The sequence below is a fragment of the Roseomonas sp. WA12 genome, assembly GCF_054165765.1.
In genome coordinates this window covers 1,272,456-1,287,229 of sequence record NZ_CM135108.1, presented here as the reverse complement: position 1 = coordinate 1,287,229, position 14,774 = coordinate 1,272,456, and the positions used below count along the sequence as shown (strand labels likewise).

Sequence of the window (14,774 nt, the reverse complement as noted above, 5' to 3'; positions counted from 1 at the left end):
GCCTTCAGCCCCGTGCGGTGCGGAAGATGAGCTGGCTTGACGCCGGATAGCGACCGCCCAGCCCGTACTTCGTCATGGTGGCGATCACCTCGGCGATCTCGGCTTCGGTAATCTCCTTCGCGTAGGCGGAGAAGGTGCAGTCCTTCAACCGCTCCACCGGCACGCGGGAGAAGTTGGCGACGAGCTGGATCAGCTCCGGCTTCCCCAGCCGCTCGTTCACCCAGTCCACGCCCTTGTACAGGCCACGGGAGAAGCGCTCGAACACCTCCCCGTTCCGGTCCAGGTCATCCTTCATCGCCACATACTGCGCGACGGAGGAGCCGGGCGCCGTCTCCTGGATGAACCAGCCGGCACGCTCCAGCTTGTCGCCATGCGTCTGCAGCGCGGCGGTGACGAAGGGCTCGCTGAACAGCCCGGCCTCGATCTGCCCGCCGGCCAGCGCGTCGGCCATCTGCGGGAAGGGCACCTCCACCGTGGTCACCTTGCGCCAGTCGCCGCCAGTCTTCTCCACCCAGGCCATGCCGCGCAGCCAGACCACGTTGTTGCGCGTGTTGGAGGCGATGCGCTTGCCCTCGAGTTGCCGGCCGCTGGTGATGCCGGATCCCTTGCGCACCAGCACTGCCATCATGTCCGGCGGGTTGGGCTGCGAACGAACGGAGGGCGCGGCGAAGCGGAAGTCGATCCCCTCGCGCACGCCCAGCAGTGCGGAGACGGTGTTGGTGAAGGCAAGGCGGAACTGTCCGGCCACCACACCCGGCAGCCCCGTGGCGCCGCCCGCGGTGGTGGAGGTGTCGATCTCAATCCCTTCAGCGGCGAAATAGCCCTGCGCGATGGCGGCATGAAGGGGTGCCACGTCCAGCACGGGGATCACGCTGACGCGCAGCTTGGTCAGGGCCTGGGCGCGCAGCGCGGGGGCTGCGAGCGGCAGGGCCAATCCGGCACCGAGCGCGGCACGACGGGTGAGATGAGTCATTCCTGTTGTCCTCTCCTATGGCTGGTTCAGTTCTTCGCTTGCCAGTGCAGGGCGCGCGCCTCCGCCCAGGCGAAGACGGCATTCAGCGCGAGGCCCACAAGCGCGAGGATCACGAGCCAGGCATACATCTGCCGGATCAGAAAGCTGCGCTGCATATCCAGGATGAGGAAGCCGAGCCCGCCTTGCCCCGTCAGCATCTCCGATAGCACGGCGATGATGAGGGCTAAGCCGAGGCTGGTGCGCATCCCCGCAAGAATAAAGGGCAGCGCCGCCGGCAGCACCACCAACCGCAAGGCCCGCGACGTGCCCCATCCATGCGTGCGCGCGGCATCCAGCAGCACGCGATCGACCCCGCGCACGCCCTGCAGCGTGTTCACCAGCACAGGAAAGGTGACGGCGAGGGCGACCGAAGTGATCTTCATCGTGTCGCCGATACCGAGGAACAGCATCAACGGCGGCACCAGAGCGGCCTTCGGCACGGGCCGCAGCATTTCGACCAGCGGCTCCAGGAGCCGATAAGCAGCACCCCACCAGCCCATCGCCGTGCCGAGCGCGACGCCGACAGCCGAGCCGATGGCGAAGCCGATGAATACGAGGCGCAGCGTGGCATAGAGCGGCCCCAGTACCTCGCCCGAGGTGAAAAGGTCCTGCAGCACCTCCCAGATCGCCGAGGGCGGCGGCATCAACGCCCGCCGGATCAGCCCGCCCTGCACCGCCCACTCCAGGGCCGCGATCAACAGCGCCAGGAACAACAGACCGGGCAGCAGCCGCAGGAGGCGCTCAGGCCGCGGCATGGCCGCCGCGCGTCAGTAGGTCATCCAACAATTCGTGCCGCAATTCGAGGAACCGGGGCGTCTCGCGCACCTCCACGGCGTCGCGCGGCCGGGGCAGCCCGGTTTCCACGACGCGCGCGATGGTGGACGGGCGCTTGGTCAGCACCGCAACGCGGTCCGACAGCGCCACCGCCTCCTCCACGTCATGGGTGACGAGCACCACCGTCAGCCCGCGCTTCTCCCACAACTCCAGCATCAGCCGATGCAGGTCCAGGCGGGTCAGCGCGTCCACGGCGCTGAAAGGCTCGTCCATCAGCAGGATCTTCGGCTCGGCGGCCAACGCGCGGGCGAGGGCCACGCGCTGCTGCATTCCGCCCGAGAGCTGCCAGGGGAAGTGGTCCCCAAAGCCGTCCAGCCCCACCGAGCCGAGCTGGACATCGGCCGCCATGCGGGCGCGTGCCCGTGACATGCCCGGCCGGTGCTCCACCGCAAAAGCGACGTTATCACGAACGCTGCGCCAGGGCAGGAGGGACCGGCCGTATTGCTGGAACACATACACCGCCTCGGGCGGCGGGCCGGTCACCGCGCGGCCAGCCACGCGCACCTGGCCACCGGAGGGCATCATCAGCCCCGCCGCGATCTGCAGCAGCGTGGACTTTCCGCAGCCGGACGGGCCGAGGATGGAGAGGAACTCCCCCTCCCGGACCGAGAGCGACAGCTTGTCCATGGCAAGCGTCGGCGGCCCGCCCCGGCCGGGGAAGGACTTCTCGACCGCGTCCAACTCAAGGATCGCCATTCCGCCCCCATGTCTCGCGTCCGATGAAACCGGATCCGCGCCTCAGAACAGCTCGAAATACTCCCGCTGCTCCCACTCCGAGACCTCCGCCTCGAAGCGGGCGATCTCGGCGCGCTTGAGCCGCAGGAACCAGTCGATGACGCCCTCGCCAAAAGCCTCGCGCGCCGTTGCGTTCCTGTCCAGCGCGTCGAGCGCCTCGGCCAGGTTACGCGGCAGCGACTCGGCTTCGGTCTCGTAGGGCGTGTCGGCGGGCGGACCGGGATCGCGGGATTGGGCGATGCCGTCCAACCCGAAATGCAGCTGGGACGCCACGTAGAGATACGGGTTAGCCGCGGGCTCGCCGACGCGGTTCTCCAGCCGCGTCGCGCGGTCGCCCGGCTGTCCCAGCGCGCGCACCATCACCCCGCGGTTGTCGATGCCCCACACTGCGCGATCGGGCGCCAGCGACAGCGGCCGGTAACGGCGGTAGCCGTTGATCGTCGGGGTGGAAAAGGCCGCAGCAGCACGGGCGTGGTGCAGCAGCCCGCCGAGGTAGTGCAGGGCCGTCCCGGATAGAAGCGACCCACCTTCTCCGACGAAGGCGTTGCGGCCCGTGGCGCGATCCGTCAGTGACTGGTGCAGGTGCCAGCCTGACGACATCACGTTTGGAATGCGCGGCCGGCACATGAAACTGGCGTGGTAACCGTGCCGCCGCGCCACCTGCTTCACGGCGGCGCGGAACAGGATGGCGGTGTCGGCCGAGGCCATGGCGCCCTGCGCGTCGAAGGTGAACTCGACCTGGCTCGGCCCGTACTCCACCTCCATGGAGCGCAACGGCAGGTCGAGGCTCTCCACCGCGTTCCGCAACACTTCCAGAATGGGGTCGAGCGCATCGTAGCGGCTCTCGGTAAGGTAGTTGTAACCCTGCGTCAGAAGCGCGACCTCGGGCGGGGTCCCGGGCTGCCCGGCATCCTCGGGCGCCAGCTTCGGATCCAGCAGGCGGAACAGGTGGAACTCCAGCTCGATCCCGGTGGTCAGGCCGAAACCCATCCCTGCCGCCCGGTCCAGCGCGCGGGTGAGCTGGTGGCGGGGCGAGAGCGGCACCGGCCGGCCATCCGCGAAGTAGGCATCGCAAAGCAGCCAGCCCGTATGGGGCGCCCAGGGCAGCACGCGGAAGCTGGCCGGGTCGGGCAGGAGGAGGAAGTCCGCCGCCCCCTGCATCTCACGCATCCCGACCCCGGCGCCGGCCGCGAAGACCGGCCAGGCGGTGCGATGCGCGCTGTCCTTGAGCAGCATCGTCGTGGTCATGGCGATGCCGTCGCCCAGCGCGCGAGCCGCATCGGCCGCCACCACGGTCTTGCCGCGAAGGATGCCGTGCTGATCGGGCCAGGACAGGCGCAGCACGCCGATCCCCTCCGCCTCGATGCGACGCAGCACCTCCCGCGCCTGATCCCGGGCCACGTCGTCGCGCAGCCCGTGGCGTTCCGCGAAGCTCACCCGCCCGCTCACTCGGCGGCGAGGCCCATGGACAGGGGCGGGGCGGACCAGGGCGCGGCGGCGCGACGCCGGGCGACGGCCGCGCGCCAATGCGCCTCCCATCCCTCGGTTGGCGCCATGCCGTCGATTGTGGCTGGGCCGGTGAGGGTCGCGGCCTCGGAAGGCCCGATCGCCAGCAGGGGCGCCCTCCCCTCCTCCACTGCAGTCATGGCGCGCAGCAGCAGCCGGCGGTTGGCGGCGATGGCCTTGTCGGTGGAGGCCAGGTGCTCGCGCGTGCGATCCTGTATCTTGCCTTGGCTCTCCACGGCCCATTGGTCGTGCGTGTTGATGTCGTGGCCCATGCCCGTATAGGTCTGACTGGCCTGCTCCTGCGGGTCGTAGCCGTACTCGTTCTTCGAGTTCCGACGCGGCAGGTAATCCGGCAGGGCGTAGGTCTCCAGCCGCTGGGCCCGCATCGTCGCATGGTCCACCGGCCCCGCGAAGCTCGTGAAGATGGCCACCCAGTAGCAGCGCGTGTCGTCCACCGGCACGTGCCACTGGGTGATGGTCATCTCCGCGCTCATCGGGATGACAAAGGCCTGGGGGAAATACAGGTTCGTCACGCGCACATGCGTCGTCGCGTCGCTGATGCGGCGGAGCGCGGTGAGGCGCAGGCCGTACTCCGTGTTCTCCACCTCAATCTGCGGGCGGGGGAACTCGCGCAGCACGCGGGTCATCGGCATGTCGGAACCGTCGGAGGCGCCGCGGAACTGCTTGCCGTAGCTCTCCTTCTCGTCCCCGTCCTCGAAGAAGCGGTGCAGGAAGGAGGCATGGGCGGGGTCGATGCCCACCTCCAGCGCCTGCAGCCAGTTGCATTCGATCAGCCCCTTGAAGGCGAAGGTGTGCGTGCCCGGCGCGACGAAGCAGTCGAAGGCGGGCAGCGCGGGCGCCTCGCCCTCGCCGAGATAGGCGAAGACGATCCCCGACCGGACCTGCACGGGGTAGGAGCGCGTGCGGATGCGCTGGCACAGCGTGCTGCCTTCCGGCTCCGCCGGCGTCTCCAGGCATCGCCCGTCGGTCGCGAACAGCCAGCCATGGAACGGGCAGCGCAGCCCACCATCCTCCAGCCGCCCATAGGCCAGGTCCACGCCGCGATGCGGGCAGTCGCGGTCGATCAGGCCGATGGTGCCGGCCTCATCGCGGAAGAGGACGAAGTCCTGGCCCAGCGCGCGCACAGGGCGGACAGGGCGCGGCCCTTCCAGCTCGTCCATCAGCGCGACCGGCTGCCAATAGCGCCGCAGGAGGGCACCGCCGGGCGTTTTCGGCCCTACGCCGGTCAGGCGCTGGTTCTGCTCCGCGCTCATCATCGCCGATCGCTCCCCTCGGTGTCTCGAAGCCCGAGCGATCTTGGGTGCAAGCCGCGCGCCGCGCAACGCGCCTCCTTCGGCGATGCACGATCCGCACCGGCCGAGTCGCGTGCCAGATCGCCCAATCTGGAACGCGATCGTCTCATCTGCCCTCAAACTCGCCCCATCCTGGATCGTTCTGTCTGTCCGCGATGACGCGGCAGGAGGTTCTGTGCAGGAGCGCGCGCCAGCGGGAGGCATCCCTCCGGACCCCGGTCGCAGGGACGGCGTCCCGGAGGTGGAGCGGCTGCGTGCTGCCCTCGCGCAAGCGCGTGGGGAGTCCGCGGGCCTCGCGGCGCGGCTGCGTGCCGCGGAGCGTCAGATGGCGGCACGCACCGCCCTGATCGCGTCGCGTCGCGCGGGACTGGACGAGGAGGACCCAGTCCTCGACGCTGCCCTCGAGGACCTCTGGTCGCTCACCTCCGAGCTGGAAGAGGCCAACGCCTCCCTTGCCCGCGAAATGACGGAGCGGCGGGCGGAACTGGCCGCGATCGACGCCGCACTGCGCGAGAGTGAGGACCGCGTTCGGCTCGCCCATCGTTACGCAGGCGCGGGCGCCTGGGAGTGGGAGATCCCGACCGACAGCATGACCTGGTCCGAGGAGTACCGGGAGCTCTTGGGCCTGCCGCCCGACGCCACCGCCTCCCGTGTTGCCTGGCTCGAAGGCATCCTGCCGGAGGACCGGGTGGCCACCGAGCGCAGCCTCCGCCGCCTTCTCGAGTCCGACATGCCGGAGTTTGAGGTGGAGTACCGGATCCGTAACCCGCATCACGGCATCCTGTGGCTGGCAGGGCGCGGCCGGCTCCGGCGCGATGCGGCCGGGCGCCCCTGGCGCCTGACCGGCCTGTCCATCGACATCACCGCGCGGAAGCGGGCCGAGATTGCGCTGCGAGATGCGAATGAGAACCTCAGGCGGGAAGTGGAGCGCGAGGTTGTCGCGCGCGAGGCAGCCCAGGCCCGCATGACCCAGACCCTGAAGCTGGAGGCGCTGGGGCGCCTTACCGGCGGAGTGGCGCATGACTTCAACAACCTGCTGGCCGTCGTCACCGCCGGCACCTCGCTCCTCGCCCGCACAGAGGACCCGGCACGGCGGGAGAGGCTGACTGCCAGCATTGCCCAGGCGGCCAGCCGCGGCGCGGATCTGACGCGGCGGCTGCTGACCTTCGCCCGGCGCCAGGCGCTGCGGCCCGAGCCGGTCGCGCTCGCCCCTTGGCTGGCCGATATCGGCGCCCTGCTCTCCCGCTCGCTCCAGGCCGACATCGCCGTCGAGATTGATGCGCCGGAGGACCTTTGGCCCGTGCTGGCGGATCCGGCCGAGATGGAGCTGGCCGTGATGAATCTCGGCCTGAACGCGCGGGATGCGATGCCGCGCGGCGGGGCGCTCCGTATCTTGGCCCGGAACGTGGAGCTGGATGCCGCCGAGGATCCGGATGGGCTGACCGGCAATTTTCTACGCCTGGAGATGTCCGACACCGGCACCGGCATGGCGCCGGAGGTGCTGGCGCGCGCCTTCGAACCCTTCTTCACCACCAAGCCTGGCAGCGGAACGGGGCTCGGCCTTGCTCAGGTCTATGGCTTTGCGCGCCAGAGCGGCGGTGCCGCGCGCGTGGCCAGCCGGCCCGGCCACGGCACCTGCATCACCCTCATCCTGCCCCGCGCGACCACTGGCGCCGCGGCCGTGCCCACCGCTGCGCGCCCCGAGCCCACCGGCGCCGTCCGGCCACTGAGGGTGCTGGTGGTGGAGGACGACGAGGCCGTTGCATCGCTCGTGCTCGATATGATGGGCCATCTTGGCCATACCGCGATGCGTGCCACCGGCCCGATCGACGCCCTGCGCCAGTTGGAGAGCGGGCTCGAGATCGACCTTGTCTTCACCGATGTGCTGATGCCCGGCGGCATGGACGGGCTGGACCTCGCCCGCGCACTGCACGACGCGCGGCCGGAACTACCTGTGCTGCTGACCAGCGGCTATGGCGGCGCACCGGCCCGAGTGGCCGAGGCTGGTCTGCCGCTTCTGCGCAAGCCCTACACACTGGGCGCATTGCGGGACGCTTTGGCGGCAGCCGCCCAGCGCTGACGCGTCCTTCGCGGCAGCCAGTCCGGGCCTTGGCCAGGGTGCCCCAGCAGGGTCATATGGCGGCCCATGCCTATCCCGCCCCGGCGTTCCCGCTCCCCCTCACGAACTCCGGGCCGATCCGTGGGCCGTTGGCTGCGCCGCGGGCTGCTACTGCTTGTGGCGCTGCCCCTACTCCTGATCGCTCTCGCGGCCGGGGCGGTGTGGTGGACCCTGCCGGGGGAGGACGAAGCCCTGCGCCTGGCCGGGCTCTCGGCACCCGTGGAGATCGGCTTCGACCCATTGGGCATTCCTCGCATTCGCGCCGCGAATGACCGCGACGCCGCCATGGCCATGGGCGTGCTGCACGCGCGCGACCGCCTGTTCCAGATGGAGATGACGCGCCGCGGCGGTGCTGGGCGGCTGAGCGAGTTGGCCGGCCCCTCCACCCTTCGGCTGGACCGCTTCGTCCGCACTCTGGGGCTGCGCCAGCGGGCGGAGGGCGACCTGGCTGCCCTGCCGGCAGAGGCGCGCAGCATGCTGGAAGCCTATGCCACAGGGGTGAATGCCTGGATCCGCGCCAGAGGCCGTTTCGCGGCGCCGGAATTCGTTGCCCTTGGCGAGCCGGAGCCCTGGCGGCCGGCGGACAGCCTTCTCTGGGGCAAGGTGATGGGGCTCTGGCTGTCCGGGAACTGGCGGACGGAGACGGAACGAGCACGGCTCGCGGGCATTCTGTCGCCCGAGCGCCTCGGCCAGCTCTGGCCCTCGGACGACACCTCCGGGCGGGCCGATCTTGCCACACTTCCCGCACCCGCCCGGCTGGCGGCAGTGCTGGGCGCGACGCCGCGCTGGGGAGAGGACGCGCCCCTGCCGGAGTCCGCCTCCAATGCCTGGGCAGTCGCACCGGCGCGTTCGGCCACGGGCGGTTCGCTGCTGGCCTCGGATCCCCATCTCGCATTGCAGGCGCCCACTATCTGGTACCTCGCCCGGATCGAGTTGCCGGGCGGGCGCTTCCTGGCGGGCGCGACGGCACCGGGCGTGCCGATGGTGGTGATCGGCCGCAACGAGCGCCTGGCCTGGGGCTTCACCACCACCCATTCCGACACCCAGGACGTCTTCGTCGAACGCCTTGCCGGGCCGGACGCCTATGAGGCCCCCGATGGCCCGCGCCCCTTCAACACGCGGGAGGAGCGCATCGCGGTGCGCGGCCGGCCGGATGAGGTGCTGCGTGTGCGCGAGACGCGGCATGGCCCGGTCATCTCCGACCTGGATGAGGAGCCGCCCACGGATCGGGTTCTGGCAGTCTCCATGGCCAACCTCGCCCCCGCGGACTCCCAGGCCGCAGGGCTACTGGCGCTGAACCGGGCGCGCTCGATCGCCGAGGCGCGCGGGGCAGCGGCCCAGATCTCGAGCCCCGCACAGAATCTGATGGTGGCCGATGCGGCTGGCGGGATCGCTATGTTCCTTACCGGCCGGACGCCCGTGCGTATGGCTGGCGACGGCACCCTGCCCGTGGCGGGATGGGATGGGGCGCATGACTGGACGGGCTGGGTGCCCTTCGATTCCATGCCGCATGTCGAGGCCCCGGCCAGCGGAGTTCTCGTGAACGCCAACAACCGCGTCCAGCCGGCGGGGAGCGAGGTCTTCCTCGGCCGAGACTGGTATGGCGACTGGCGATACCGTCGGATCGGCGACCTTCTGCGACAGCGTCCCCGCCACGCGCCCGGCGACTTCGCCGCGATCCAGGCCGATGCCGTCAGCCTTCTCGCGCGCGACCTGCTGCCCTTGCTATTGGCCCCGCCGCGCCCCGCCGGCGCTGCGGGCATGGCCCGCGACCTGCTGGTCGGCTGGGACGGCAGCATGGGAATCGGGCAGCCGCAGCCACTGATCTTCAACGCCTGGATGCGGGAACTGGGCACCCTGAGCCTCGCGGCGGGCGGTGTGCCTGAGGGGAGCTGGACGGCGAGCCCGGAATTCCTCCGCCTTCTCACCACGCCCGAGGGCGCCGGCTGGTGCGGGACCGCGGGCTGCGAGGCCATGTCGCTGCGGGCGCTGGAGGCCGCAATGGCCTCGCTCACACCGCGCTTCGGGCCCGATCCCGCTGCTTGGCGCTGGGGCGACGTCCATCGCGTGCGGATGGAGCACCCGCTGCTGCGGATGGCGCCGGGCCTCGGCGCCCTGCTGCGGATCGAGGCGCCCACCCCCGGCGATGGGCAGACGGTGAACCGCGGCGGCATGGCGCGCGACTTTACGCACGCGCACGGGCCGGGGCTGCGGATCGTGATGGATCTTGCCTCGCGTGACGGGGTGATGGCCGCGATCAGCACGGGCCAATCGGGCAACCCCTTTTCCCGCCACTGGGGCGACATGAACCCCGGATGGGCCGCGGGCCGGTTGGAACCGCTGCCCGCGCTGGCGCGAACGGTGGCGCGGCTGCGATTGGATCCCTAGATATGGTCCTTCGAACGTACTGAAGCGGTGGACGGCCGGGCCCGTTCGGCCGAGACTGGAACCAGCATGCTGCAACGCGCCCAACGCCGACCGCAGTTCTTCTACACCACCGCCCCCCTGCCCTGCCCTTATCTGGCCGGGCGGACGGAGCGGAAGGTGGTGACCGAGCTTTCCGGACCGGAAGGCGAGGCGCTGCACGATCGCCTCTCCCGCGCCGGCTTCCGACGCAGCCACAACATCGCCTACGCGCCGGTCTGCCCGGGCTGCCAGTCCTGCATCCCCATCCGCATCGTGGTGGCGGATTTCGAACCGGGGCGCACCCATCGCCGCGTGCTGCGCAACAACGCCGGGGTGCTGGCGCAGGAGGTGCCGGCGCGCGCGACCGCCGAGCAGTTCGCGCTCTTCCAGCGGTATCAGCGCGCCCGCCACCGGGATGGCGACATGGCCGCGATGGGCTTTTACGACTACCGCGCGATGGTCGAGGACACGCCGATCACCACCATGCTGATCGAGTTCCGCGAAGCGCCGGACCGTCTGGTTGGTGCCTGCCTAACCGATTGGCTGAAGGACGGGCTCTCGGCCGTCTACTCCTTCTTCGAGCCGGAGCATGCCGGGCGATCCCTCGGCACACTCGCCATCCTGCATCTGGTCGATCGCGCGCGGGCGCTGGGCCTACCCTATGTCTATCTCGGCTACTGGGTCCCGCAGAGCGCGAAGATGGCCTACAAGGCCAGCTTCAAGCCCAGCGAGATCCTGACCAACGGCACCTGGCACCCGCTGCGCGACGGGGTGCCGCCGGTCGCGCAGCTCGTGCCGGAGAGCGTGGGCTAGCGCCCCTCACCCGTCGAAGCGGTTGGACTTGGGGAAGCCGTTCGGCGGCATCTTGCCCGCCCCGCCGCGATTCCCGCGCCAGGGGGCCAGCGCCGTCTCCGTCCGCGTCCGCTCGCCGAGCTGCCAGGTGAGGCCCTCGTTCTTCGGGAAGACCTTCACGTCCGACAGCCCGCCGTCGCGGTAGCCCTGCAGAGAAACGCCGCGGCCGCGCGTCATCTCCGGCACCTGCTCCAGCGGGAAGACCAGCAGCTTGCGGTTCTCACCCACCACCGCGACCGTATCGCCCTCCACCGGTACACAGGCGGCCAGCGTGTCCGGCGCGTCCACCACCAGGATCTGCTTGCCCGTGCGCTTCTCGGCCAGCAGATCCTCCGCCTTAGCCACGAAGCCGCGGCCGGAGGCGGAGGCGAGGAGGAACTTCAGCCCCTCCTTCCAGACAAAGGCGGAGAGGATATTGTCCTCGTTGCCGAGCTCCACCATCAGCCGCACCGGCTGCCCGTCGCCGCGGCCGCGCGGGATGACATCGGCCTTGATCGTGTAGGAGCGTCCGTTTGAGGCGAGGAAGCCGATGCGGTCCGTCGTCTCGGCATGCAGGTGCATGGCGAGGCTGTCGCCCTCCTTGAACTTCAGCCCCGACGTCTCCTCGATGTGCCCCTTCACCGCGCGCAGCCAGCCCTTCTCGGACAGGATGACGGTGATCGGCTCGCGCTCGACGAACTGGTTCTCGTCGAACACCACCGCCACCGCCTCGGTCTGCACCGTGCGGCGATCGCCCAGCGCGCCCGAGCCGAACTTCTGCCGGGCCTCTTCGATCTCCTCGGCGATGCGGTTCCACTGCGCCTTGTCGCTGGCGAGAAGCTTCTGCAGCCCCTTCAGCTCCTTGGTCAGGCGCGTGTGCTCGCGGCGGATCTCCATCTCCTCGAGCTTGCGCAGGGCGCGAAGGCGCATGTTCAGGATCGCCTCGGCCTGGGTATCCGTCAGGCCGAAGGTCTTGATCAGCGCGTCCTTGGGATGGTCCTCCTCCCGGACGATGCGGATCACCTCGTCAAGGTTGAGATAGACAATCAGATAGCCGTCGAGGATCTCGATCCGCCGCTCGATCGCGGCCAGCCGGTGCGACGAACGGCGCACCAGCACCACCTGCCGGTGATCGAGCCAGGAGCGCAGGACCTGCTTCAGTCCCATCACGACAGGCGTGCGCTCGGCGTCCAGCACGTTCATGTTTAGCGGGAAGCGGCTCTCCAGCGGCGTCGCGCGGAACAGGCTCTCCATCAGCATGGCGGGCTCGATGGCCCGCGTCTTGGGCTCGAGCACGAGGCGCACCTTGTCCGTGCTCTCGTCCCGCACATCGGCCAGCAGCGGCAGCTTCTTGGCCTCAAGCAGCTCCGCGATCCCCTCGATCAGGCGCGACTTCTGCACCTGATACGGGATCTCGGTGACCACGATATGCCAAGTGCCGTTCTTGAGCTTCTCCACCTCCCACTTGGCGCGCAGGCGGAAGCCGCCGCGGCCGGTCTCGTAGGCCTGCAGGATGCTGTCGGCTGGCTCCACCATCACGCCGCCCGTGGGGAAGTCCGGGCCGGGCATATGGGTGAGGAGCTGGGCGGTGGTGGCCTCGGGGTTGCGGATCAGCTCCAGCGCGGCCGCGCAGGCCTCGCCCGCGTTGTGCGGCGGGATGCTGGTCGCCATGCCGACCGCGATACCCGCCGCGCCATTCGCCAGCAGGTTCGGGAAGGCCGCCGGCAGGACCACCGGCTCCTGCTCCTCGCCGTCATAGGTCGGGCGGAAGTCGACAGCGTCCTCGTCGATGCCGTCGAGAAGTGCCTTGGCCATCTCGGTGAGCTTGGCCTCGGTGTAGCGCATGGCCGCGGCGTTATCGCCGTCGATATTGCCGAAGTTCCCCTGGCCCTCGACCAGCGGGTAGCGCGCCGCGAACTCCTGGGCGAGCCGCACCATCGCCTCGTAGATCGAGGCGTCGCCATGCGGGTGATACTTACCCATCACGTCGCCGACGATGCGCGCGCATTTCTTGAAACCGCCCGCCGGATCCAGCTTCAGCTGCTGCATCGCCCAGAGCAGGCGGCGATGCACGGGTTTCAGCCCATCCCGCACGTCAGGCAGCGAGCGCGCCATAATCGTGGACATGGCATAGGCGAGGTAGCGCTCGGACAGGGCGCCGGCGAGCGGGGTCTCGTTGATGCGGCCACCGTCCGGACCGGGGGCGGGCAGCGTCTTGAGGTCGTCGGGCATAAGGGGCCTGGGCCTCGTGTTCTCAGTTCGTTCAGGGTCATTCGTTCTAGCAGGCCGGGCGTCCCGACGCCAGGGCACGGGTCTGTTGATGGACGGCAGACCTCGCCCGGGGCTAGGGAGTCGCCTCGATTTGGAGGACGCCGCATGGGCCAGCGTGAAACGACGTTGCAGGGGCGGTTGCGCGCCGGCGTTGCGGTACTTCCCCTGCTGCTTGGGCTCCCTGCCCTGGCCGAGGCGGCGGGCCAGCCAGATGCCGAGATGCTGGTAATCCCGGTACAAGGCGGGCAAATGAAGAACCCGGCGCCGGGCGGATCGACCCCGCCGGCCCGGCCTGCTCCGCCCACCCCGCCCGCGCCAACCATCGCCCGCACGCCGGAGGCCGCCGCGACCACGCCGCCGCTCCAGCCGGACCGCCCCGTTTCCGTTTCCCTACGCCAGGGCGAGCAAGCCTATTTCCGAGTGGCGCCCGAGGCGGGCGAGGCCTGGTCGGTGGAGACCCGCCGCCTCGCCCGCAACACGGACACGGTGCTGGCCGCGCTGGACGAGGACGGCGAGGCCGTGACCGAGGACGATGACGGTGGCCAGGAAAACCTCGCCTCGCGAATCGAAATCCAGCCCGGCGACGGCGCGCGTCTGGTCCGCGCCGGAACGCTGAGCGATGCCGGTGGCCGGTTCCAGGTGGTGCTCACCCGCCAGCAGCCGCTGCCCCCGCCCGATTTCGCCACCACCCCGGCCGAGGCCGCGGGACGCCCCCCTCTCGCCCTCGGGCAGCCCGTGCAGATCCGGCTGCGTCGCAGCCAGCAGGCCTTCTTCAACCTGCCGGAAGATCGTGCAGACATGATCGCGGTCACACGCGACCTGTCGCGCGGCACCGACACGGTCCTTGCGCTGATCGACTCCACTGGTCGTGTCCTGATGGAAAACGACGATGGTGGCGATGGCCTGGCCTCCGAACTGTCCATCGCTCAGGCGGCGCCCGGGCCGTTGCTGCTCCGCGCCGGCCTAGTGAGCGACAGCGCCGGCACCTTCACGGTGGTGGTCGAACGCGAAGCGCCCATGCCGCCGCCCAACTACCCCACAAGCCTGGAGCAGGCCCGCGTCCGCGACCCGCTGACGCCGGGACAGACCATCCGGGTCGAGTTGGGCCGCGGCAGCCAAGCCTTCTTCGCCCTGCCCGAGGGCCAGCCCCTGATGGTCACAACCCGCAACCTCGGCCGCAATGTCGACACGGTGCTGGCATTGCTGGACGCGCAGGGCGAGCAGGTTCTCGAGGATGATGACGGCGGTGAGGGCCTTGCCTCGCGCGTGATCACCACCAACGCGCCGTCACCGGCGGCCTTCGTCCGGGCATCATTGCTGAACGGCGCGCGTGGGGGCTTCGACATGGTCGTCCAAGCCGCGGTGCCCCCCGCCGCCCCAAGCGCGGGTGCGGTGGCTGCTGCGGCCGATAGCCTAGAAGCCGCAAAGACCCGCCCGACGCTTTCTCTCGGCGAGGCGGTGCGCGTGCGGGTCACGGCCGGCGGGGAGGCCTTCATTGCCCTTCCGCATGACGGCCGGGCGGCCATGGCCATGACCTTCGACCTCGGCTCGGAGGTGGACACGGTGTTGGCCTTGCTGGACGAGAGCGGGGCGGTGATCGAGGAGAATGACGACGCCGAGGGGCTGGCATCGCGCCTCGCGATCCCGCCCTCCCCGCGCCCTGCCTTCTTGCGGGTGAAGCTGCTGGAGGACAGGGCGGGCGAGTTCAGCCTCGTGCTGGTGCGGCCGGCTTCCTGAAACTGGTTGC

General features: G+C 70.1%; 10 protein-coding genes. 4 read left to right on the top strand and 6 right to left on the bottom strand.

Features of this window, described 5'->3' with window-relative positions; translation table 11 throughout:
- Positions 1-4 precede the first annotated feature (4 nt).
- The 5 genes from ACVBD7_RS06155 to ACVBD7_RS06135 are packed head-to-tail and all read right to left on the bottom strand — an operon-like array spanning position 5 to position 5,364.
- Complete coding sequence (locus ACVBD7_RS06155) at positions 5-973, bottom strand: ABC transporter substrate-binding protein (protein WP_458096619.1); 969 nt, start codon at positions 971-973, stop codon at positions 5-7.
- Positions 974-999: 26 nt separating this feature from the next.
- Positions 1,000-1,767, bottom strand: coding sequence for an ABC transporter permease (locus ACVBD7_RS06150; protein WP_458096618.1), 768 nt, complete (start codon positions 1,765-1,767; stop codon positions 1,000-1,002).
- Positions 1,754-2,542 carry an ABC transporter ATP-binding protein gene (locus ACVBD7_RS06145; protein ID WP_458096617.1) on the bottom strand — a complete coding sequence of 263 codons (789 nt, stop codon included), beginning with the start codon at positions 2,540-2,542 and terminating at the stop codon, positions 1,754-1,756. The genes ACVBD7_RS06150 and ACVBD7_RS06145 overlap by 14 nt, the downstream gene beginning before the upstream one ends.
- Before the next feature lie 42 nt (positions 2,543-2,584).
- Positions 2,585-4,018: a glutamine synthetase family protein gene (locus ACVBD7_RS06140; RefSeq protein ID WP_458096616.1), complete on the bottom strand. Its 1,434-nt coding sequence runs from the start codon at positions 4,016-4,018 to the stop codon at positions 2,585-2,587.
- Positions 4,019-4,026: 8 nt separating this feature from the next.
- Positions 4,027-5,364, bottom strand: coding sequence for a Rieske 2Fe-2S domain-containing protein (locus ACVBD7_RS06135; RefSeq protein ID WP_458096615.1), 1,338 nt, complete (start codon positions 5,362-5,364; stop codon positions 4,027-4,029).
- 361 nt (positions 5,365-5,725) lie between these two features.
- Here ACVBD7_RS06135 and ACVBD7_RS06130 point away from each other — a divergent pair, with 361 nt between their 5' ends.
- From ACVBD7_RS06130 to ACVBD7_RS06120, 3 genes are all read left to right on the top strand, one after another.
- The gene (locus ACVBD7_RS06130) at positions 5,726-7,480 is read left to right on the top strand and encodes an ATP-binding protein (RefSeq protein ID WP_458096614.1); all 1,755 of its coding nucleotides are present in this window, start codon (positions 5,726-5,728) and stop codon (positions 7,478-7,480) included.
- Between the two features lie 120 nt (positions 7,481-7,600).
- Positions 7,601-9,907 (top strand): penicillin acylase family protein, encoded by a 2,307-nt coding sequence (locus ACVBD7_RS06125; RefSeq protein WP_458096613.1) that lies wholly within the window; start codon positions 7,601-7,603, stop codon positions 9,905-9,907.
- A 66-nt stretch (positions 9,908-9,973) separates the two neighbouring features.
- The gene (locus ACVBD7_RS06120; protein WP_458096612.1) at positions 9,974-10,738 is read left to right on the top strand and encodes an arginyltransferase; all 765 of its coding nucleotides are present in this window, start codon (positions 9,974-9,976) and stop codon (positions 10,736-10,738) included.
- 6 nt (positions 10,739-10,744) lie between these two features.
- Here the strand turns inward: ACVBD7_RS06120 and parC are convergent, their stop codons facing one another.
- Positions 10,745-12,988: a DNA topoisomerase IV subunit A gene (gene parC, locus ACVBD7_RS06115; RefSeq protein WP_458096611.1), complete on the bottom strand. Its 2,244-nt coding sequence runs from the start codon at positions 12,986-12,988 to the stop codon at positions 10,745-10,747.
- Between the two features lie 144 nt (positions 12,989-13,132).
- Here parC and ACVBD7_RS06110 point away from each other — a divergent pair, with 144 nt between their 5' ends.
- Positions 13,133-14,764: a hypothetical protein gene (locus tag ACVBD7_RS06110; RefSeq protein WP_458096610.1), complete on the top strand. Its 1,632-nt coding sequence runs from the start codon at positions 13,133-13,135 to the stop codon at positions 14,762-14,764.
- The last annotated feature ends 10 nt before the right edge of the window (positions 14,765-14,774 follow it).